General features: G+C 62.1%; 20 protein-coding genes. 6 read left to right on the plus strand and 14 right to left on the minus strand.

The window, feature by feature from the left end; all coding sequences use genetic code 11:
- Positions 1-22: 22 nt before the first annotated feature.
- The 5 genes from cysB to HFK74_RS10780 all read right to left on the minus strand — a co-directional run bounded on the left by cysB (position 23) and on the right by HFK74_RS10780 (position 3,979).
- A complete protein-coding gene (cysB, locus tag HFK74_RS10760) occupies positions 23-997 on the minus strand; it encodes an HTH-type transcriptional regulator CysB (RefSeq protein ID WP_008057010.1) in 975 nt (324 codons plus the stop codon).
- Between the two features lie 112 nt (positions 998-1,109).
- Positions 1,110-1,613 carry a universal stress protein gene (locus tag HFK74_RS10765; protein WP_180203488.1) on the minus strand — a complete coding sequence of 168 codons (504 nt, stop codon included), beginning with the start codon at positions 1,611-1,613 and terminating at the stop codon, positions 1,110-1,112.
- Positions 1,614-1,708: 95 nt separating this feature from the next.
- The gene (locus tag HFK74_RS10770) at positions 1,709-2,614 is read right to left on the minus strand and encodes a 5'-nucleotidase (RefSeq protein ID WP_180203489.1); all 906 of its coding nucleotides are present in this window, start codon (positions 2,612-2,614) and stop codon (positions 1,709-1,711) included.
- Between the two features lie 25 nt (positions 2,615-2,639).
- Entirely contained in the window at positions 2,640-3,596 is a 957-nt protein-coding gene (locus HFK74_RS10775) for a putative 2-dehydropantoate 2-reductase (RefSeq protein ID WP_180203490.1), read from the minus strand.
- Complete coding sequence (locus HFK74_RS10780) at positions 3,593-3,979, minus strand: co-chaperone YbbN (protein ID WP_180203491.1); 387 nt, start codon at positions 3,977-3,979, stop codon at positions 3,593-3,595. The genes HFK74_RS10775 and HFK74_RS10780 overlap by 4 nt, the downstream gene beginning before the upstream one ends.
- On the opposite strand from HFK74_RS10780, the gene HFK74_RS10785 reads away from it, so the two are divergent.
- Complete coding sequence (locus tag HFK74_RS10785; protein WP_180203492.1) at positions 3,978-4,421, plus strand: PilZ domain-containing protein; 444 nt, start codon at positions 3,978-3,980, stop codon at positions 4,419-4,421. The two genes, HFK74_RS10780 and HFK74_RS10785, sit on opposite strands and share 2 nt — an antisense overlap.
- 127 nt (positions 4,422-4,548) lie before the next feature.
- Positions 4,549-5,625, plus strand: coding sequence for a 3-deoxy-7-phosphoheptulonate synthase (locus tag HFK74_RS10790; protein ID WP_008057023.1), 1,077 nt, complete (start codon positions 4,549-4,551; stop codon positions 5,623-5,625).
- A 73-nt stretch (positions 5,626-5,698) separates the two neighbouring features.
- Here the strand turns inward: HFK74_RS10790 and HFK74_RS10795 are convergent, their stop codons facing one another.
- The gene (locus tag HFK74_RS10795) at positions 5,699-5,986 is read right to left on the minus strand and encodes a GNAT family N-acetyltransferase (RefSeq protein WP_008057026.1); all 288 of its coding nucleotides are present in this window, start codon (positions 5,984-5,986) and stop codon (positions 5,699-5,701) included.
- A 639-nt stretch (positions 5,987-6,625) separates the two neighbouring features.
- On the opposite strand from HFK74_RS10795, the gene oprI reads away from it, so the two are divergent.
- Positions 6,626-6,877 carry an outer membrane lipoprotei OprI gene (oprI, locus tag HFK74_RS10800; protein WP_003183784.1) on the plus strand — a complete coding sequence of 84 codons (252 nt, stop codon included), beginning with the start codon at positions 6,626-6,628 and terminating at the stop codon, positions 6,875-6,877.
- A gap of 124 nt (positions 6,878-7,001) precedes the next feature.
- Here the strand turns inward: oprI and HFK74_RS10805 are convergent, their stop codons facing one another.
- The 3 genes from HFK74_RS10805 to HFK74_RS10815 form a co-directional block, all read right to left on the minus strand.
- Positions 7,002-7,973, minus strand: a complete 972-nt coding sequence (locus HFK74_RS10805; RefSeq protein WP_180203493.1) for a L,D-transpeptidase family protein — start codon at positions 7,971-7,973, stop codon at positions 7,002-7,004.
- Between the two features lie 715 nt (positions 7,974-8,688).
- Complete coding sequence (locus tag HFK74_RS10810) at positions 8,689-8,982, minus strand: hypothetical protein (protein ID WP_008055299.1); 294 nt, start codon at positions 8,980-8,982, stop codon at positions 8,689-8,691.
- 56 nt (positions 8,983-9,038) lie between these two features.
- Positions 9,039-9,644: an arylesterase gene (locus HFK74_RS10815; protein ID WP_180203494.1), complete on the minus strand. Its 606-nt coding sequence runs from the start codon at positions 9,642-9,644 to the stop codon at positions 9,039-9,041.
- A gap of 10 nt (positions 9,645-9,654) precedes the next feature.
- Between HFK74_RS10815 and HFK74_RS10820 the strand changes: the two genes are divergently transcribed.
- Genes HFK74_RS10820 through greB form a run of 3 tightly spaced genes read left to right on the plus strand, consistent with a single transcriptional unit; the run spans position 9,655 to position 13,376 of the window.
- Positions 9,655-10,338 carry an ABC transporter ATP-binding protein gene (locus HFK74_RS10820; RefSeq protein ID WP_008055295.1) on the plus strand — a complete coding sequence of 228 codons (684 nt, stop codon included), beginning with the start codon at positions 9,655-9,657 and terminating at the stop codon, positions 10,336-10,338.
- Positions 10,338-12,842 carry an ABC transporter permease gene (locus HFK74_RS10825; protein WP_180203495.1) on the plus strand — a complete coding sequence of 835 codons (2,505 nt, stop codon included), beginning with the start codon at positions 10,338-10,340 and terminating at the stop codon, positions 12,840-12,842. The genes HFK74_RS10820 and HFK74_RS10825 overlap by 1 nt, the downstream gene beginning before the upstream one ends.
- Positions 12,843-12,878: 36 nt before the next feature.
- The gene (gene greB, locus HFK74_RS10830) at positions 12,879-13,376 is read left to right on the plus strand and encodes a transcription elongation factor GreB (RefSeq protein ID WP_008055293.1); all 498 of its coding nucleotides are present in this window, start codon (positions 12,879-12,881) and stop codon (positions 13,374-13,376) included.
- A 33-nt stretch (positions 13,377-13,409) separates the two neighbouring features.
- On the opposite strand, the gene HFK74_RS10835 is transcribed toward greB, so the two are convergent.
- The 5 genes from HFK74_RS10835 to HFK74_RS10855 all read right to left on the minus strand — a co-directional run bounded on the left by HFK74_RS10835 (position 13,410) and on the right by HFK74_RS10855 (position 19,565).
- A complete protein-coding gene (locus HFK74_RS10835) occupies positions 13,410-13,718 on the minus strand; it encodes a hypothetical protein (protein WP_008055292.1) in 309 nt (102 codons plus the stop codon).
- Between the two features lie 272 nt (positions 13,719-13,990).
- Positions 13,991-14,962 carry an XdhC family protein gene (locus HFK74_RS10840; protein WP_008055291.1) on the minus strand — a complete coding sequence of 324 codons (972 nt, stop codon included), beginning with the start codon at positions 14,960-14,962 and terminating at the stop codon, positions 13,991-13,993.
- A 1-nt stretch (position 14,963) separates the two neighbouring features.
- Positions 14,964-16,199: a cytochrome c gene (locus tag HFK74_RS10845; RefSeq protein WP_180203496.1), complete on the minus strand. Its 1,236-nt coding sequence runs from the start codon at positions 16,197-16,199 to the stop codon at positions 14,964-14,966.
- Between the two features lie 2 nt (positions 16,200-16,201).
- Complete coding sequence (locus HFK74_RS10850) at positions 16,202-16,741, minus strand: (2Fe-2S)-binding protein (RefSeq protein WP_007982256.1); 540 nt, start codon at positions 16,739-16,741, stop codon at positions 16,202-16,204.
- Positions 16,734-19,565: a xanthine dehydrogenase family protein molybdopterin-binding subunit gene (locus tag HFK74_RS10855; RefSeq protein ID WP_180203497.1), complete on the minus strand. Its 2,832-nt coding sequence runs from the start codon at positions 19,563-19,565 to the stop codon at positions 16,734-16,736. Before HFK74_RS10855 ends, HFK74_RS10850 begins: the two co-directional genes overlap by 8 nt.
- Positions 19,566-19,573 lie beyond the last annotated feature (8 nt).

The raw sequence follows: 19,573 nt of genomic DNA on the forward strand, positions 1-19,573 counted from the left end.
GTCTGCGTGGCAGGACGCGCTATCAGTGAACCGGCAGCTCGACGCCGTCGAACAGCTCTTCCAGCTCCTGCTTGTTGTGGCACTGGATGGCCTTGGCCATGACTTCGCGGGTCAGGTGCGGGGCGAACTTCTCGATGAAGTCGCACATGAAACCGCGCAGGAAGGTGCCGCGACGGAAACCGATCTTGGTCACGCTGGATTCGAACAACTCGCTGGCATCGAGCACCACCAGGTCGTTGTCGAGCTTGGTATCGACCGCCATTTTCGCCACGATGCCCACACCCAGGCCCAGGCGCACGTAGGTCTTGATCACGTCGGCATCCGCGGCGGTGAACACTACCTTGGGCGTCAGGCCACGGTGGCTGAAGGCTTCGTCGAGCTTGGAACGGCCGGTGAAACCGAACACGTAGGTCACGATCGGGTATTCGGCCAGGGCTTCGAGGGTCAGCTTCGAGAGCTTGGTCAGCGGGTGTCCCTGGGGCACGACCACACAGCGATTCCAGCGATAGCACGGCATCATCACCAGGTCGCCGAACAGCTCGAGGGCTTCGGTGGCAATGGCGAAATCCACGGTGCCGTCAGCGGCCATCTCGGCGATCTGCATCGGCGAGCCCTGGTGCATGTGCAGGGCAACGTCCGGATACTGCTTGATGAAATTGCTGATCACCGGCGGCAACGCGTAGCGCGCCTGGGTGTGGGTGGTGGCGATCGACAGGGTGCCTTTCTTCTCGTTGGAGAATTCCTGGGCAATCTGCTTGATGCTTTCGACCTTGCGCAGGATCTCGCCAGCGGTGGTGATGATGCGCTCACCGGCCGGGGTCACGCGGGTCAGGTGCTTGCCGCTGCGGGCGAACACTTCGACGCCCAATTCGTCTTCCAGCAAACGGATCTGCTTGCTGATGCCCGGCTGAGAGGTGTAGAGACTTTGGGCTGTAGCGGAAACGTTGAGGTCGTGGTGCGCCACTTCCCAGATGTAGCGCAATTGTTGGAGCTTCATATGAATCCCTCAAAGCAGGTAGACGCCACGGGCATCAGCGACGGTATATAACTATATTAATGGTTTGAAGAATAAATCTAGAACTTTTTATCAAAACGCCATTATTCGTGTTCTAGCGATCCCCTTGGCGACGACGTTGCACCAGCGGCACCAGGTAAACCGGTACCTTGGCCAGTTGCAACACACGCGCTGCGGTCCGGCCCAAAGGCGTTTCCGCACCCGCACCATGGCTGTGACTTCCTACGATCAGTAAATCCACCGAGAGTTTCTGCGCCTGGTCGAGAATCACCTGCGATGGATCCCCCTGCAGCACCCGTACCGCCTTGATCCGCTCAAGGTCGTGCTCCCCCTCGTCTCCCAACTCTTCGCGAAAATTGTCGAGCACCCGCTGCTCGATGCTGGCAATCACCGTGTTAAGACCCTGGCTGTGGAATTCGTTCAACGCCTGTTCGTCGAGATAGCTCTGCAGCACCGATTCGGCAAACAGCCCCATGGGCTCCACGGCGTGCACCACATACAGGTCGGCATTGAATGTTCGGGCCAGTTCCAGGGCATGCTGCATCACCACGGGTGCGTACAGCCCGAGGTCAGTGGCATACAGCATCGAGCGAATCATATGACCTCCTCACGTGCCGACAATGGCGGAGATTGATTCAGCTTAGCAGTGCCTTGGCGAGTGCGACGTCTGGCGTAACACGTTGAACGGCGGGCTTAAACCTTTTGCTCGTTGCTTATGCCATGTGGCACATGGCCGGTGGCGACCACTTCGCGGGCCAACTCGCAATGGCCGGCCTGATCGTCGAAAAACACATCGGCGGCAAAGGCTTCAAGAAAGGCCGACTTGGTCAGGCCACCGAGGAACAGCGATTCATCCAGGCGAATATCCCACTCGCGCAACGTACGGATGACCCGCTCATGGGCCGGCGCCGAGCGCGCCGTGACCAGTGCCGTGCGAATCGGGCAAGCGTCATCCGGGAATTCGCGCTGCAACAGATTGAGGGCGGCGAGGAAGCCCTTGAACGGCCCCCCGCGCAAAGGTTCCCGGGCCGCTTCGCGCTCGCTGGCCTGAAATGCTTCCAGGCCACCGGCCTGGTAGACGCGTTCGGACTCGTCGGAAAACAGCACGGCATCACCGTCGAAGGCGATGCGCAGTTCGTCGCTGGCTGCACGGCTGGCGCCACCGGACAGGATGGTCGCCGCGGCGAACCCTTCGTCCAGCGCACTGCGCACGTCTTCGGCGTGGGTCGAAAGAAACAGATCGCAGCCAAAGGCCTTGAGGTACGGGTAAGGACTGCGTCCACCGACAAACGCCGCGCGGGAAATCGCCAGCCCATAGTGGTGGATCGAGTTGAACACACGCAGGCCGGTGTCGGCGCTGTTGCGCGAGACCAGGATCACCTCGACCCGGGCGCGGCCGAGGTGGGCATTGAGATTCAGGAGTTTTTGCACCAGCGGGAAGGCGTCGCCGGGCTCGAGGATTTCCTCTTCGTGTTCGATCTGGTATTGCCGATAGGCCTCGACGCCACTCGACAGATAGACCTTGTGGCTTTCACTCAGGTCGAACAACGCTCGCGAAGAAATCGCCAGCACCAGCTTGTCGTCTATGGACTTTGGCATCCCCTTCCCCCTCCGGTTGATCGACTCAGGCATTCCGTCGATCGATGAAACTCAAACTGCGATACATCGCCTCGATGCGTGGTAATTCACAGCCAACCGCCTTCGCCGCGGCCAGGGGCCGGGCGTAGATAGCCTCCAGCTCCAGCGGCCGCTTGTGCAGAAAATCGTGGTACATGCTCGGCCAGTAGTCGGGCATTCTCTGCGTCATCATCAACAACTGTTCGACATAGCCGGCAGGCACCTCGTGACCGCAGGCGTTTGCGCCCTGGATCACCTCGCCCATCAGCGACCTGATCAGCTCGCGGCTGTCCGCATCGGCCATCAGCGGCGTGGTACTTGCCCCGAGCAGCACGGAAAGACCGTTGTACGGGATATTCCAGACCAGTTTCTGCCAGCGCGCCTGGTGCAGGTTCGCCATGGCCTGGGCGTCGATGCCAGCTTCAAGAAACAACCCCGCGCCCTCCTCGACAATCGCGGCACGCGCAGGCCCCTCGGACGCCGGCCCGCTGTGATAGCCGACATGCACCGCCCCCAGGGCCTGATGAGTAATCACACCGGGGCCCTGGCGATGGACGCAGATATAGCAGAGTCCGCCCAGCACATGCAGCGCGTCGGGCAGCAGTTCACGCAGGCTGTCTTCGACATCCAGGCCATTTTGTAACAGCAACACCCTGGCATTCGGTGCGGCGGCTTGCACGATGGCGGGCGCAAGATCGCGGTTACTGGTGGTTTTCGCGCCGACCAGCAACCAGTCGCAGGGTGGCATGTCTTCGGCCGCCGAATAGGCCTGCACCGGATTCAGCGTCAGCGCGCCATGTACCGCGCTGTGCAGTTGCAGCCCGCGCTCGGCCACCGCGCAAAACTCGCTGCGCAACAGAAAATGCACATCGAAGCCGGCCCGCGCCAGCATCATCCCGTAGAACCCGCCGATTGCCCCGGTCCCGATAATTCCGATTGTCGGCTTGGCAACTGCACCCGTCATGGCAACTCCTCTGCTGTTCGACCCAACGCCTGCCTCAAGGCAGCGTTGAGCTCGGCGCCGGTCAGGCGCGATTTTAATGCCCCATGGAATTCACCGTCGCGTACGACAAACAGCGCCGGCAAGTGAAAGACCTGATAACGCTCGACCACCCCGCCATTGTTGCCGGCATCGATCCAGCACAGGCGATCGACATTCAGGTCGAGCGCGGGCAACTGCTCGCGGGCAAAACGACAGGAGGAACAGCCGACACTGGTGAAAACCACCAGCGATACGCCAGCCATTGCCAGCAGCCGTTGGTCGGCGTCGAAATCGGTCAGTTCCAATTCGACCACTATACTGGGGGAAACAATGTCAGATGGCCGACACATGGAGTCCGTGCTCATGGGACGTTTTATTCCTCATCCTGACGATATACCTGTCGAATTGACGTTACTCAAACCGGAGTGCATTTCAAGGCAACAACTGCACACTATCAGCCTCGGGGGCATGGCTTGCAATTATCACCGCGCCTGGCGTCACGGCACGGCGCTGGAGGTGCGCATGCCGACCCTGAACCCGGACCTGCGCTTCCTGGGCTACGTGGCCTGGTGCCTGCGACGAAAGCGAGGCTACCTGGTGGGCATTGCCTTCGTCGACGAACAGACGCTTTTCAGTGCGAGGATGGGTGAGCAGGTATGCCAGATCGAGCGTTACTGCCGCCAGCATGATGCCCACAACGACCTGCAGGATATCCAGGCCCTGGCCCTTGAATGGGTCCAGCAACATGCCGACGAGTTCTCCCACGACCGGGTCCACCAGGCATTTGCACAGGCTGTGCTGGATTAAACCGGGCCAGCCCATTGTCGAGCCACGGTGTAACGCGCTAAGGTTCGGCTCCCCGACGCGCTTAATTTGCTGTGCTCCGCCGCGCGGGTTCGCTGGCGGACGGCACCCGTGACCTGACGAGTAAACGATGGCTGATTTACCGATCAACGACCTAAACGTCGCTTCCAACGAGACGCTGATCACTCCTGACCAGCTCAAGCGTGATATCCCCCTGAGCGATGCCGCCCTGCGCACCGTCACCAAGGGCCGCGAAGTCATTCGCAACATTCTCGATGGCACCGACCATCGCCTGTTCGTGGTCATCGGGCCTTGCTCGATCCACGACATCAAGGCGGCCCACGAGTACGCCGAGCGCCTGAAGGTTCTCGCGGCGGAAGTGTCCGATACCCTGTATCTGGTCATGCGCGTGTACTTCGAGAAGCCACGCACCACCGTTGGCTGGAAAGGCTTGATCAACGACCCGTACCTGGACGACTCGTTCAAGATCCAGGACGGCCTGCACATCGGTCGCCAGCTGCTGCTGGACCTGGCGGAAATGGGCCTGCCGACCGCTACCGAGGCGCTCGACCCGATCTCCCCGCAATACCTGCAAGACCTGATCAGCTGGTCGGCCATCGGCGCGCGCACCACCGAATCCCAGACTCACCGTGAAATGGCCTCCGGCCTGTCCTCGGCCGTCGGCTTCAAGAACGGTACCGATGGCGGCCTGACCGTCGCGATCAACGCCCTGCAATCGGTTTCCAGCCCGCACCGCTTCCTGGGCATCAACCAGGAAGGTGGCGTGTCGATCGTCACCACCAAGGGCAACGCCTACGGTCACGTCGTATTGCGCGGCGGCAACGGCAAGCCGAACTACGATTCGGTCAGCGTCGCCCTGTGCGAACAGGCGCTGAACAAAGCGAAGATCAAGCCCAACATCATGGTCGATTGCAGCCACGCCAACTCCAACAAGGATCCGGCCCTGCAACCGCTGGTGATGGAGAACGTCGCCAACCAGATCCTCGAAGGCAATCAGTCGATCATCGGCCTGATGGTCGAAAGCCACCTGAACTGGGGCGCCCAGGCCATCCCGAAAGACCTCGCCGACCTGCAATACGGCGTGTCGATCACCGATGCCTGCATCGACTGGACTGCCACCGAAAACACCTTGCGCAGCATGCATGCCAAGCTCAAGGAAGTGCTGCCGAAACGCCAGCGCACCTGATTGGCTTTTACCGCAGACAAAAAAAACGCCGGGCTGGACCCGGCGTTTTTTTATGCGTCGATTTTGTCGAGGGTCACTGGCTCAGCTTGGCCGCATGGCGCTGGTGACGCTCCATGTAGCGCTCGACGTAGGAGCACGAGGGAATGACGGTATAACCCATCTCCTCGGCGTACTCGAGCGCCTTCTCGGTCAGGGCCGCGGCGATGCCGCGACCGCGCAATGCATTGGGCACAAACGTGCGATAGATATCCAGGGTCTGTTTCCCCAGATCCATATAGGTCAGGTAGGCACGATGACCGTCCACATTGGTCTCGAATTGATGACCAGCCTGGTCATGGTGGATGGACAACGCCTCGCTCATCACTACTCCTCGCGGGTCTGGGATTCTGACCCCTACCTTACCGATGTTTTTCCGGCGAAGGAACAACTACGCCACCCCGTGCCTGAATCGACACCGAGAAGAGCTACACCGATCTCGCGCAACCGAGCACGTACAAATAGTAGGCGCCATTGGCAGAAATGCTCAAGGCTCGCTCGTCATCATGCTGGTTGGCAGGTGCTGCTGTGGATAACGCAGGAAACAGCTGGACCGACGGTCTTGCAGCGGTCGACAGCCTGAACATTGCCGGATGTTGAGACATAAGACGAGCGCCCCTCGTTAAAGTCACCTGAACATGGAGAAAGATATGAGAGACACCGCGCAAATTCCGAACAAAAGTGTAGACGAATCCATCTAGACGGACTTAAGACAAGACCGCAAAAAGAGCTTTGAGCCTGGGGAACTTTTCCTGGGCGGATCGCTCAAAACGGGCCTTGTAGCTGGATATTTTTTATGCAACGCAGTTAAAAGTTGCTCGAAAAAGAATCAACGCCTACAATTTTTTTTGCTTCTTGCTTCACGTCAGTTTACTTACGACAAGTAATGGGTAGTATGTACGCCGGCTATTTCCTCACTCGGAGGAGACAGCCACTTAATAGAAAGTCCTTGAAGGGGAACACGATGAACAACGTTCTGAAATTCTCTGCTCTGGCTCTGGCCGCAGTTCTGGCTACCGGTTGCAGCAGCGCATCGAAAGAAACCGAAGCACGTCTGACCGCTACTGAAGACGCAGCAGCTCGCTCCCAGGCTCGTGCAGACGAAGCTTACCGTAAAGCTGATGAAGCTCTGGCTGCTGCTCAAAAAGCACAACAGACTGCTGACGAAGCTAACGAGCGTGCTCTGCGCATGCTGGAAAAAGCTAGCCGCAAGTAATAGTCCTTCGGGATTATTATCAAGCCGACCCATTTTTTGGGTCGGCTTTTTTATTGCCTGCGATTTCCTGCAGCCAATAAAAAACCCGCCGACGCGGCCTGCGTCGGCGGGTTTGTTTCAAGCATTACTGCAGCGGGTCGATCGGTGCACTCGTCACCATCGGCGCGGTGGTGTTCGGCACGCCGATTTCCACCGGCAGGCCATCTTCGGCCGCCACTACATCACGCACCACATCCCAGTTCATGCGCAGGTTGTTGGTGATGTCTTCACGCTTGAGCATCGCGTTGATCACGGCGGTGTGCTTGTCGACCACCGACGGGTTGCCCTTGTCGTCCAGCGGCGTGTGCGCCTCCAGGTAGACCTTGCCGCCACTCACGCCGAACTTGTAGGAATCGTTGATGATGCGTACGGACGTGCCTACCGGCACCATGCCCGCCATTTCCAGCACGTTGTTGTTGAACATGCGGAAGCAGCCATGGCTGGTGCGCATGCCGATGCCGAACTTCTTGTTCGAGCCGTGGATCAGGTAGCCAGGAGTCCCCAATGTGAACTTGAACGGCCCCAGCGGGTTGTCAGGGCCGGCCGGCACCACGTTGGGCAGCGGATCACCGTCGGCGGCGTGCTCGGCCTTGATCGACGCAGGAGGCGTCCAGGTCGGGTTCGGCGTCTTGGCGACGATGCTGGTGTGGGCAATCGGCGAGCCCCAGCCTTCACGGCCGATCCCCAGCGGGAAGGTGTAGACCACGTTCCGGCCTTTCGGGAAGTAGTAGAGGCGGTATTCGGCCAGGTTGATGACGATGCCTTCACGGGGGCCAGGTGGCAGGATGAAGCGGGTCGGCAGAACGATTTCAGTGCCGGCGCCAGGCAGCCATGGATCGACGCCAGGGTTGGCGGCTACCATTTCCGAATAGCCCAGGTCGTAGGTCGTGCCCAGGTCGGCGAAGGTATCTTCGTACTTGGCCTTGATCACCTGTACCTGGCCAACGATGTCTTCACCAGGCGGTGGCAGGGGTAGCTCCAATGCTGCGACGGGACCCGCTACACAGAGGGCGGCAAGTGTCAGGCAGCGGGTGACGGCGGGAAAGCGCGGCAACATCCGGAAAATCCTTTGCATGATCGACAGAGGGGTATAAGAACGAGATTGTACACCGCTGGCCGTTATTTCGGGGAGGTTGAGGGGGGTGTAGGCGATGCAAGGCATTTCCTGGAGGAACTGGCGCGCCTGCGATGGCGGCTTTATAGCCGACCTGATTGCAGGGCTGTCCGCGATGTGATCGTTCCCACGCTCTGCGTGGGAATGCCGCCAGGGACGCTCCGCGTTCCGATGACGACGCATGACGTTAGCCTTGCGCAATGGTGACGCGGAGCGTCACAGGATGCATTCCCACGCAGAGCGTGGGAACGATCAGGTTGGGGGTAACCGGAAAAGTCAGGTCGGCTTTAAGGCCGCCTCGCTTTTGTTTTTGATCTGGGTGCCCCGTTAACCACGATGGCCGAACGCAGGCATTGCGCAGTGGGTAAACCGGCAGGACGCCGGTTTAGCCGCGCTGGGCCAGGGACGGCCCATCGCGGCGACCCACGGAGCAATGCCTTCGTTACGGCATGCCGAGCCTAGGCGAGGCACCGAGTGGTGGGGCAAAGCCTTTTGCTTACTTTTTGGCGTTTGAAAAAGTGAGTCGCCGTAAGGGCGAAACCCTAAGTGGCCGTTACCGCAGGAATGGATATGTACGCAGTCGACAAAACATAGGTCGACTATAAGGCCGCCTTCGCTGGCAAGCCAGCTCCTACAGGGGCCGCCACCGCGGCAACGATCAAAGCTCGAACCGCAACTCCGGCCAGATCGGCGATGTGCCACGCTTTTGCGATTCCAGAATGGCCCGGCACAACGAGCACAGGCGCTGATCCTGGAACACCCGCCGATCGACGTTAGACCAGCGTGGCTGAGCCGGCAGCAGACTGCCGCACAAGGTCCGGTCCGCCGAGCCGCCCAGCTCCAGTTGCCGGGTCACCAGGTGTACACGAACTTCCTGGCAGGCGAACAGATCCAGCTGTTCGTCAGGCTCGATCAGTTGATAGGCATAAAGTGACCAGGCAGAACGCGGCATCGGGGGCTCCAAATCGGGGGCGCCACCTTAGCCGAAAGCCTGCTCCTAGAAAAGTGTCATAACAGCGGTTTTAGCGTAGGCCAGACATTTTCCAGCAACTTGTCCTGAGCCCCGGCTGCCGGGTGAATGCCATCGGCCTGCATCAGGTCCGGATGACCGCCCACGCCGTCGAGGAAAAACGGCACCAACGGGATGTTTTTCTCATCGGCCAGGTTGCTGTAAACGTCAGCGAAGGCCTTGGTGTATCGAGCGCCGTAGTTGGGTGGCAATTGCATGCCGAGCAGCAGCACCTTGGCACCCGCCTCCTGCGACTGCTGGATCATCGAAGCAAGATTTTGTTGCAATTGTGTTGGCAGCAAACCGCGCAAGCCGTCATTGCCCCCCAACTCGAGGATCACAAGCGCTGGCTTATGCTCTGCAAGCAGCGCCGGCAGGCGTGCCTGGCCTCCGGCACTGGTGTCGCCGCTGATGGACGCATTGACCACCTTATCGTCGAAACCTTCGCGCTTGAGCCGCTGCTCGAGCAACGACACCCACCCCAAGCGGGTATCCAGTCCGAAACCGGCGCTGATACTATCGCCAACGATCAGGACCGTACCCGCCGCTGCGTTCTGGGCCATGCACATCAAGGCCAGTCCAGCACTCAAAAACCACACACGCATCGGACTCTCCATGGGCGCAAGTATTCTCACCGCGAAGAACCTTAGCAAAGTGGTACCCAGCGCGGAAGGTGAACTGACCATCCTGCACCAACTCAGCCTGGAACTGAACAAGGGCGACAGCCTGGCCATCGTCGGCGCCTCGGGCTCCGGAAAATCCACCCTGCTCGGCCTGCTCGCCGGCCTCGACCTGCCGAGCAGCGGCGAAGTCACCCTCGCCGGCCAGGGCCTGAGCAACCTTGACGAAGACCAGCGTGCGCGCATCCGTGCCGAACATGTGGGCTTCGTCTTCCAGTCGTTCCAGTTGCTCGACAGCCTCAACGCCCTGGAAAACGTCATGCTGCCGCTGGAGCTCGATGGCCGCCAGGACGCCCGCGGCCGTGCTACCGAGCTGTTGCAGCGGGTCGGCCTCGGGCAACGCCTGACCCACTCGCCACGCCAGCTCTCCGGCGGTGAACAGCAACGCGTGGCGATTGCCCGGGCATTTGCCGCCGAACCCGATGTGCTGTTCGCCGACGAGCCCACCGGCAACCTCGACAGCCATACCGGCGAGCGCATCAGCGACCTGCTGTTCGAACTCAACCAGGAACGCGGCACCACCCTGGTGCTGGTGACCCATGATGAACGCCTGGCACACCGCTGCCGGCGCCTGATCCGTCTTGAAGCCGGCCTGCTGGTCGCCCCTCTGGAGCCTTGATGGCAAGCCTGCCGCTGTTGCGCCTGTTCAGTCTCGCCCTCCGTCAACTGTTGCGCGATGCCCGCGCCGGTGAGCTGCGCGTGCTGTTTTTCGCCCTGGTGGTCGCCGTGGCCGCCAGTACCGCCATCGGCTACTTCGGCGCGCGCCTGAATGCCTCGATGATGTTGCGCGCCACCGAGTTTCTTGGTGCCGACCTGCTGCTCGAAGGCAGCTCGCCAGCGCGCCCCGAGCAAGTAAGAAGCGGCACCGAGCTTGGCCTCGAGCACGCCCGGGTGGTGGAGTTTTCCAGTGTCATCGCCACGGACAACGGCATACAGCTCTCCAGCATCAAGGCGGCCGACGATGTCTACCCGCTGCGCGGCGAACTGAAAAGCGCCCCTGCGCCTTTCGCCCCGGAAGAACCCGGTGGCGGGCCGAAACCCGGTGAGGCCTGGGTCGAAGCCCGGTTGCTGACGGCACTGGACTTGAAGATCGGCGACAGCATCGATGTCGGCATGAAAACCCTCAAGCTGGCACGGGTGCTGACCTACGAGCCCGACCGCGCCGGCAACTTCTACAGCCTGACGCCGCGGGTACTGATCAACCTCAGTGACCTGCAAGCCACTGGCGTGGTGCAACCCGGCAGCAGGGTCAGCTACCGCGAACTCTGGCGCGGCAAAGCCGAAGCCCTGGAAACCTATCGCCAACTGATCAAGCCCGGACTGGCCGCCAACCAGCGCATCCAGGATGCCCGCGATGGCAACCGGCAGATTGGCGGCGCACTGGGCAAGGCCGAACGCTATCTGAACATGGCCAGCCTGGTGGCGGTGCTGCTGGCCGGGGTAGCCGTGGCGTTGTCGGCGACACGCTTCGCCACCCGCCGCTTCGATGCCAGCGCGTTGTTGCGCTGCCTTGGCCTGTCCCGTCGGGAAACCATGGTGCTGTTCAGTTTGCAGCTGACCGTGCTTGGCCTGCTCGCCAGCCTCAGTGGCGCCGCCATCGGCTGGCTGGCGCAATTGGGGCTGTTCGCCCTGCTGCATGACTTGCTGCCGACCGACGTGCCACCGGGCGGCCTGTTCCCGGCCATCGCCGGTATTGGCACTGGACTGGTGGCCCTGGCCGGTTTTGCCCTGCCGCCGCTGGCGGCGCTGGGTCGGGTTCCACCCTTGCGCGTATTGCGCCGGGACCTGCTACCGATACCCTCCAGCACCTGGATGGTCTACGGCGCCGCATTGGGCGCCCTCGGGCTGATCATGTGGCGCCTGAGCCTGGACCTGGTGCTGACCTTCGCCCTGCTCGGCGGCGGCGTGGTCGCGGCACTGGTGTTGGGCGGCCTGCTGTTGCTGTTGCTGAAAAGCCTGCGACGCCTGCTGGCCCGTGCCTCCCTGCCGTGGCGCCTGGGGCTGGGGCAATTGCTGCGCCATCCGTTGGCCGCCGCCGGGCAGTCCCTGGCCTTCGGCCTGATCCTGCTGTCGATGGCGTTGATCGCCCTGCTGCGTGGCGAGTTGCTGGACACCTGGCAGAACCAGTTGCCCAAGAACGCACCGAACTATTTTGCCCTGAACATCCTGCCCGCGGACAAACAGGCGTTCACCGACCGCCTGATCTCGTTGTCGGCGCAATCGGCGCCACTGTATCCGGTGGTCCCGGGGCGACTGATCAGCATCAACGGCGAACCCGTGCAGCAAATCGTCACCAAGGAATCGGCGGGTGACCGGGCGATCCAGCGTGACCTGAGCCTGACCTGGGCGGCAGACCTGCCCGCGGGCAACCAGATCACCGCCGGCAATTGGTGGCCGGAGCAACCGCCGGATGACATCCCCGGGGTGTCGGTGGAGGGCAAGGTCGCCGAAAGCCTGAAGCTCAAGCTCGGCGACCACATGGTCTTTACCGTCGGCGGGGCTAATCGCGAGGCGAAAGTCACCAGCCTGCGGGAGATCAACTGGGACAACTTCCAGCCGAACTTCTTCATGATCTTCCAGCCAGGCACCCTGAAGGATTTGCCGGCCACCTACCTGACCAGCTTCTATCTGGCGGCCGGGCATGACCAGCAGATCGTCGACCTGTCGCGCAGTTTTCCGGCGGTGACGATCCTGCAGGTCGAAGCCCTGCTGGCGCAACTGCGCAGCATCCTCGCCCAGGTCACCCTGGCGGTGGAGTACGTGCTGCTGTTTGTCCTGGCGGCGGGGATGGCGGTGTTGTTCTCCGGCCTGCAGGCGACCCTGGATGAACGCATCCGCCAGGGCGCCCTGCTACGCGCGCTGGGGGCGGAACGGCAGTTGCTGGTGAAGGCGCGACGGATCGAATTCGGGCTGCTGGGTGCGGTCAGCGGGCTGCTCGCGGCGCTCGGTTCGGAAGTCGTCAGCCTGGTGCTCTACCGCTACGCCTTCGACCTGCCCTGGCATCCGCATCCGTGGCTGCTGGTGCTGCCGTTGATCGGCGCCGTGCTGATCGGTGGCGCCGGCGTGTTCGGCACCCGGCGCGCCTTGAACGCCAGCCCCCTGACAGTCCTGCGCGAGGGTTGATAGACTCAAGCGCTCCTGATTCGAAGAAAAGTTGCCATGAGCCGTTATCGCCCTCCCCGTACCGCCGGTACCGCGCTGATCACCCCAGAAGGTGAAGCGCGGATGCGCGCCGAGTTTCATGAACTGTGGCACGTACGCCGCCCCCAGGTGACGCAAGCGGTCAGCGAAGCGGCAGCCCAGGGCGATCGTTCGGAAAACGCCGAGTACACCTACGGCAAAAAGATGCTGCGCGAGATCGACAGTCGCGTGCGCTTCCTGACCAAACGCCTGGAAGCCCTCAAGGTCGTCAGCGAAAAGCCCAGCGACCCGAACAAAGTCTATTTTGGCGCCTGGGTCACGATCGAGGACGAGGATGGCAAGCAATCACGCTACCGCATCGTCGGCCCGGATGAACTGGATTTGAAACAGGGCCTGATCAGCATCGACTCGCCCTTGGCCCGCGCGCTGATCGGCAAGGCACTGGACGCCGAGGTACGGGTCCAGACTCCGACGGGTGAGCAATGTGTGTATATCGTGGCGATCGACTATCCATGAGCAGCAGCGCGATGCGCCCGAGTGATCGGCGCCTCAGCGGCGGGTAATCAGCCCCTGCCGGGCAACGCGGGTCAGTTGCCTGATCATTTCCGGAGCGTCTTCGATGCTGGGCGACTGAATCACCGCCAGGTCGAAACTGTCCGCGGCAAAGCGCGCCAGGGATTCACCGTCTTCGACAAACTGGATCAGGAAGGCTGCTGGCCCACCGGTACGGCGTGGCCAACCATCGAGGTAACGCAGCAGCGTCGGCTGATGTTTACCGCCAAGCAGGATTTTTGGATTGCGCTGGGTGAGATGTGCCGTGATCGGCGCGGGACGTACAACTGGGCTTAGTGCATTCATCGTGTCGTGTCTCAGCCTCAAAAAGTCTGCATGGCAGGTGAGAGGCAACACCGAACCAGCGCTTTAGCGGTATTTCGAAGCCTGCTTCAAGCTTCTGTCGGTAACTCAATGAGTTACCTGGCGCCCCGCAAGTAGCTGTTTAAATCGGCGCATGGGCAACATCCTAGAGAAGCTGACCGGACAGTGTCAAGAATGACGCACAACAAAAAAGGCTCGTCCAATCAAGCGACGAGCCTCTTTTTGCACAAGCCTGGGCCCTGACGGGGCCTGCATCACAGTCGATCGCGCGCGATCCCGCTGCGAATTCGCAGGATATCGGCGAGCACGGCCAGGGCGATTTCCGCCGGGGTCTTGCTGCCCAGGTTCAGCCCGATGGGCGCATGGATCCGCGCCAGTTCCGCCTCCCCCAACCCACCGATGCGCCGCAATCGCTCGAAGCGCTTTTGCGAAGTCTGCAGGGAGCCCATCACGCCGATGTAGAACGCGTCGGTGCGCACCGCTTCCATCATCGCCAGGTCATCGATGCGCGGATCGTGGGTCAGCGCCACTACCGCGGTATCGCTGTGACAGCCGCCGTCGGCGATGAACACCGAGGGCAATTGACGACGAATCTCCACGTTGTCCAGCACCACGCCTTCCAGCACTTCGTCCCGCGGATCGCAAAGAATCACCTCGAATCCCAGGCCCACGGCAAACTCCGCGCAGGCTTGGGCCACGCTGGAATACCCGGCCAGCAACAGGCGTTGTGCCGCGCCGATGCGCAGCCTGACGCGATCGATCTCGCGCTCGACGCGCACACCCTGCTCGCGATCATCGAACAGACTGCGCGCGCCGCTGGCCAGGTCGACTTCGCGGATCAGCCGACGTCGGCCCAACAACGCCGACTCCAGCTCCCGCAGATGCGCCTGAACCTCGCAAACAGGCTCAAGCTTTTCCACCAGCACATCGAGCACGCCGCCGCAGGGCAGGCTGACCCGCGAGCGCGGGTCATCGCCTTCGCCGTAGCGCACCACGCTGACCGCTTGCTCGAATGCACCTTCGGCGACGCGTTCGAGGAAGTCCTCTTCGACACAGCCGCCGGACAGCGAACCTATCCACTGCCCGTCAGCATTCACCGCCAGCAACGAACCCGGCGCACGAGGCGCCGAGCCGTAGGTGGCCAGCACGCTGCACAGCCAGATGCGCTGCCCGGCCGTCGACCACGCCAGTGCTCGCCGCACCACTTGCAGATCCAGATGCTGCATGTCAGTGCGCCTTGTGCTCGAGCGGCGGCGCGTCGGCCCGCAACTTCTGCACATCGTTCAAGGCCAGGTCACCCGGTTGACCGCCCCACGCCTGGCGCAGGTAGTTCAACAGATCCGCAAGCTGCGCGTCGGTGAGCTTCTGCGCGAAACCCGGCATGGGTTGCATGTGTTCGAACCCTGCGAACTTCTGCTCGCCGATGCCATCGTCGATCACCCGCACCAGGTTGCGTGGATCTTCCAGACGCAAGGTGGTGTTGCCGCGCATGGCCACGGCGATGTGCGGCTTGCCTTCGCCATTTGGCGCGTGGCAACCGGCACAGACGTTCAGGTAGCCCTGGCGGCCGCGCTGGGCGCTGGCACTGAGCTGCTCCAGTGGCACGTCGGTCAAGACTTTCGCCGCCGGTGGCTGGTCGCCGAGCAGGAAGGTCGCCATCGCAGCCAGGTCCGGGTCGTTGAGGCCCTGGGTGCTGTTGTGGAACACCGGAAACATCTCGTTGAACATGGTGCCCTGGGCGCTCATGCCGTGCTTGAGGAACGAACTCAAGTCCTGATGATTCCAGCCACGGGCCGCCAGGTCAGTGGCCAACAGGCTCGGCGCCAGGTAGCCGTTGAGAATGCCGCCGGTCATGCGTTTGTCCTGCTGCATCGCGCCCGGCAAACCGCGTGGGGTGTGGCATTCGCCGCAGTGACCGAGCACGTCGACCATGTACTGGCCACGCTTCCAGGCTTCGCTTTTGCCTTCGGTCGGCGCGAGCTTCACGTCCTTGCCGTACATCATGTTCCAGCCCATCAGGCCCAGGCGCACGTTGAACGGAAAGCTCAGGCTGGTGACCGGTGCAGCACGCTCGATCGGCGCGACGGTTTTCAGGTAGGCGTGGATTGCGTCGGAATCCGCACGTGGCATCAGGTGATACGAGGTGTAGGGCATCGCCGGGTACAGGTTGGCGCCATCGCGACGCTTGCCTGCGGTGAGCGCAGCGAAGAACTCGTCATCGTTGTACAGGCCGATGCCGTGCTCTTTGCTCGGGGTGATGTTGGTGCCGTAGATCGTGCCGAATGGCGAGACGATCGGCAGGCCACCCGCATAGGGCGCGCCACCCGGAGCGGTATGGCAGGCCATGCAGTCAGCGGCACGGGCGAGGTATTCGCCGCGCGTGACCTGATCATCCGCCTGCGCCAGCAATACCGGCGCAGCCAAGCCGACCGCCAGGGTCAGGCGGGTAAGTAGTTGCTTCATGCTTAGCCCTCCTTGACCAGGCCGAGATCGGTCAGCACGTTGCGCGTGGCGCTGTAGTAGCGCACGTATCCGGTGCAACGGCAGATGTGATGACCGAGGCTGTCCTCGATGACTTTTTCCAGCTGGCTCTTGACGATCGGCTGACGCTGCAGCTTTTCCACCAGCACCGTCGCGGCATTCACAAAACCCGGTGCGCAGTAGCTGCACTGGAAGGCGAACTCGTCGACGAAGCGCTGCTGGATCGGGTTCAGCTCGGTGACTTTGCCCTGCTCGTCACGGGTCGCATGACCTTCGATGGTGCGTACTTTCTTGCCCTCGAAATAGTGCGCGCCGGTGATGCAGGTGCGCACTTCTTCGCTGGTGCCGTCGGGGTTGTCGACGATCACCACGCAGGCGTGGCAGATGCCCTGGCCGCAGCCCAGGCGCGAACCGGTGAGGTTCTTGTATTCGTGCAGGTAGTCGATCATCGGCAGGTCATCAGGGATGTCCACCGGGCCGACGGATTGACCGTTGAGGGTCAGTTGAAGCGGACGGTTAGCCATTGAGGGCCTCCTTGATGCGTGCAGAAGTGATAGGCAGGTCGCGGACACGTTTGCCAATGGCGTGGGCCACAGCGTTGCCGATGGCACCGACCACCGGGATCATCACCACTTCGGCGATGCCCTTGGACGGGTCGCTCGGCGACAGTGGCGGCAGGATTTCCGCGGTCTGTTTCCACACCGCCACGTGCCGCGCCATCGGCAAGCGGTAACGGTTGAAGTTCCAGTCACCCTCCCCCGGCCCGCCTTCGTACAGCGGCATTTCTTCCATCAGCGCATGGCCGATACCCATGGCGATGCCACCTTCGACCTGGCCCTTGACCAGCTCTTCCACCAGCACCCGACCGCACTCGACCCACGAGTGGTGATTAAGCACCGACACTTCGTGCGAGCCCTTGTTGACCTTCACTTCCACCAGCGTCGCCACCGGGCTGTAGTAAGTCACCGCAGCGTTGTTCAACTGGGTTGGCGGATAGGCGATGTTCTGCCGATCCAGCAGATGGAAACCGGCGCTGCTCATCTGCGCTTGCTTCGCCTTCGGCGCGCCGTCGCCGTACTTGACCGCCAGGCCATCGAGCGGCAAACGCTCACGCACACCATCGATGCTGTACTCGGCCTCGGCCCAGCTCCAGCGGTTGAAGCCGTGCACCGTGGCACCGGTGACCAAACCGCGTTCGTGGGCACGCTTGGCGAGCATGGCGAACGGCAAGGGCTCCATGCCGTTGGCGGTGAGTTTGCCATCGACCCAATGGGCGTCTTCGCGGCGCACCACGTAAGGGTTGGCCTGGCCGCCGTAGGGGCCCTGGCGCCAGATCTCGAGCGCCGCCGGCCACAGGCCGTGGTTGAACAGCACGCGCGCCGCTTCACGGGTGGCGTGGCTGAAGTAGTAGGCGGAGTTGGTCGCCGACGACGCCGACGCGACCTTGCCGACCCAGCGCGGGTTGCGCAGGAAGTTGTCCTGCTCGGCCTGGCTCATGATGTACGGGTTGCCGCCGCTGATCAGCTGCAGCTCTTTCCATTCGGTTTCGCCGGTCTTCACTTCGTGCGCCGGGTTGCCGAGGAAATCGGCCACCACCATCGCCTGCGAGGTGGACATGCCGGTACCGATTTCGATACCGATGTGGCGCAGGGTGATGCGACCGTCAACGCTGTACTCGATGCTGGCCATTGGCGCTTCGGAACCGGTGCCGAAATCTTTCTGGCAAATGGCGAAACCGACGCCATACCAGTTATCCGGGTCCGCCGCTTCGCGTTGTTGCTTGATCGCGTTGCGGTTCTTCCAGACTTCGTTGACCGCCGCCTTGTCGAGAATCTCGTGCAGGCGCAGGGCACCCGCCGGGACCGCGCCCTGAGTGTTTTTCATGCCCGAACGCAGGGCATTCTTGCGCCGCAGCTCAATGGCATCGACACCGAGGCGATCGGCGATTTCATCGACCATCATCTCGGTGGACGCCATGCTCTGCAGCGTGCCGTAGCCACGCATCGAACCGGCTTCCACCGCGCGCGAGTGATAGGCGGTGACCTGCAGGTCGTTCTGCGGCATGTAGTAGATCGACTGCGCCGCCGTGGCGCCCACTGCGGCCACGGACGGGCTGTAGTTGACCCGTCCGCCGCCGTCGACGCTCATCTCGGCGCGGAAGATCTTGAAACTGTGATCGGTCTTGTCCACCGCCAGTTGGTAGCGGATGTCGAACGGGTGACGCTTGATGCCACTCTGGAATTGCTCGTAGCGGTCGTTGGCCAGGCGTACCGGCACACCGGCGCCGTACAACGCCGCCAAGGCCGCGTAGTAGACGAAAATGTTGTGGTCTTTCGAGCCGTAGCCGACGGTGTAGCCCGGGTGCATGTTCAGGTTGGCCAGGCCGAAACGCGACGGCGCGATCATCTTCGCGGTCTCGGTCGCGGTTTCCAGCGGGCACTGGGTGGCAACCACAAAATGCAGGGTCTTGGTTGCCGGGTCGTACCAGCCGTTGCCGTTGTCCGGCTCCATCGCCGCCGGCTCGATCGACGGGGTCTTGTAGCGCTCGTCGAACACCAGCCAGTTGTCTGGCGGCGTGTCGATCTGTTGCTTCATGCGCTCGGCGTAGAACAAGCCGCGCTCGGTCAGGTTGCCGTGCAGGTTCGGCTGTGCGTTCCAGACCGGCCGGCGGTTACGCAGCATCGGGAACAGGATCGAATCCTTGAGGCTGGCGAATTCGTCTTCGTCAGCCGAGGTAGCGCCGCCGACGCGCACATAGCGGAAGCTGCCATAGGGATCGCCCTCGTAGAACGGCACTTTTTCGCCGTAGCGGATTGCCTTGTCATTGAACTTGAGCTGGGCCTTGGCCTGGCGGAAGCGCTCGAAGTCGTTCCAGATCAGGATTGCCACCGGGTGGCCGATGAACATCGGCACCTTGCCGGCCGGCAACAGGGGGTCGGGGGCGTGCTCTTCCGGGAAGACGATGCCGTCCTTGACCAGGTCGTCGGCGGTAACGATGCGGTCGGGCTGCAGGTCGGCACCGAGCCACGACAGGTCGTAGCCTGCGTAGATGCGGTCGGCCTTGATGGTTTTCAGCAGCATGGCGTGGCCTTGCTGCTGCGGCCAGCCCGGCATGTCCTTGGCGCGGATGTCGCGGGCAAAGACTTTGCTGCCGCAGACCTTGGACAAGGCATCATTACGGGCGCGCGCCTTGCCGTTGTTGCCAAGCCACTGCTCGGACGGCACGGTCACGCTGTTTTCCATCAAGGCTGCCAGCGCCTGACTGCTCAGCGGTGTAAGCGTCACGCTCACACCCGCCACCAGCCCGCCCTGAAGGAACGAGCGCCGGGATATTTCACGGTTGGACATGGATCATC

The sequence above is a fragment of the Pseudomonas sp. SbOxS1 genome (genome assembly GCF_013416725.1).
In the GTDB taxonomy this organism is placed as follows: domain Bacteria; phylum Pseudomonadota; class Gammaproteobacteria; order Pseudomonadales; family Pseudomonadaceae; genus Aquipseudomonas.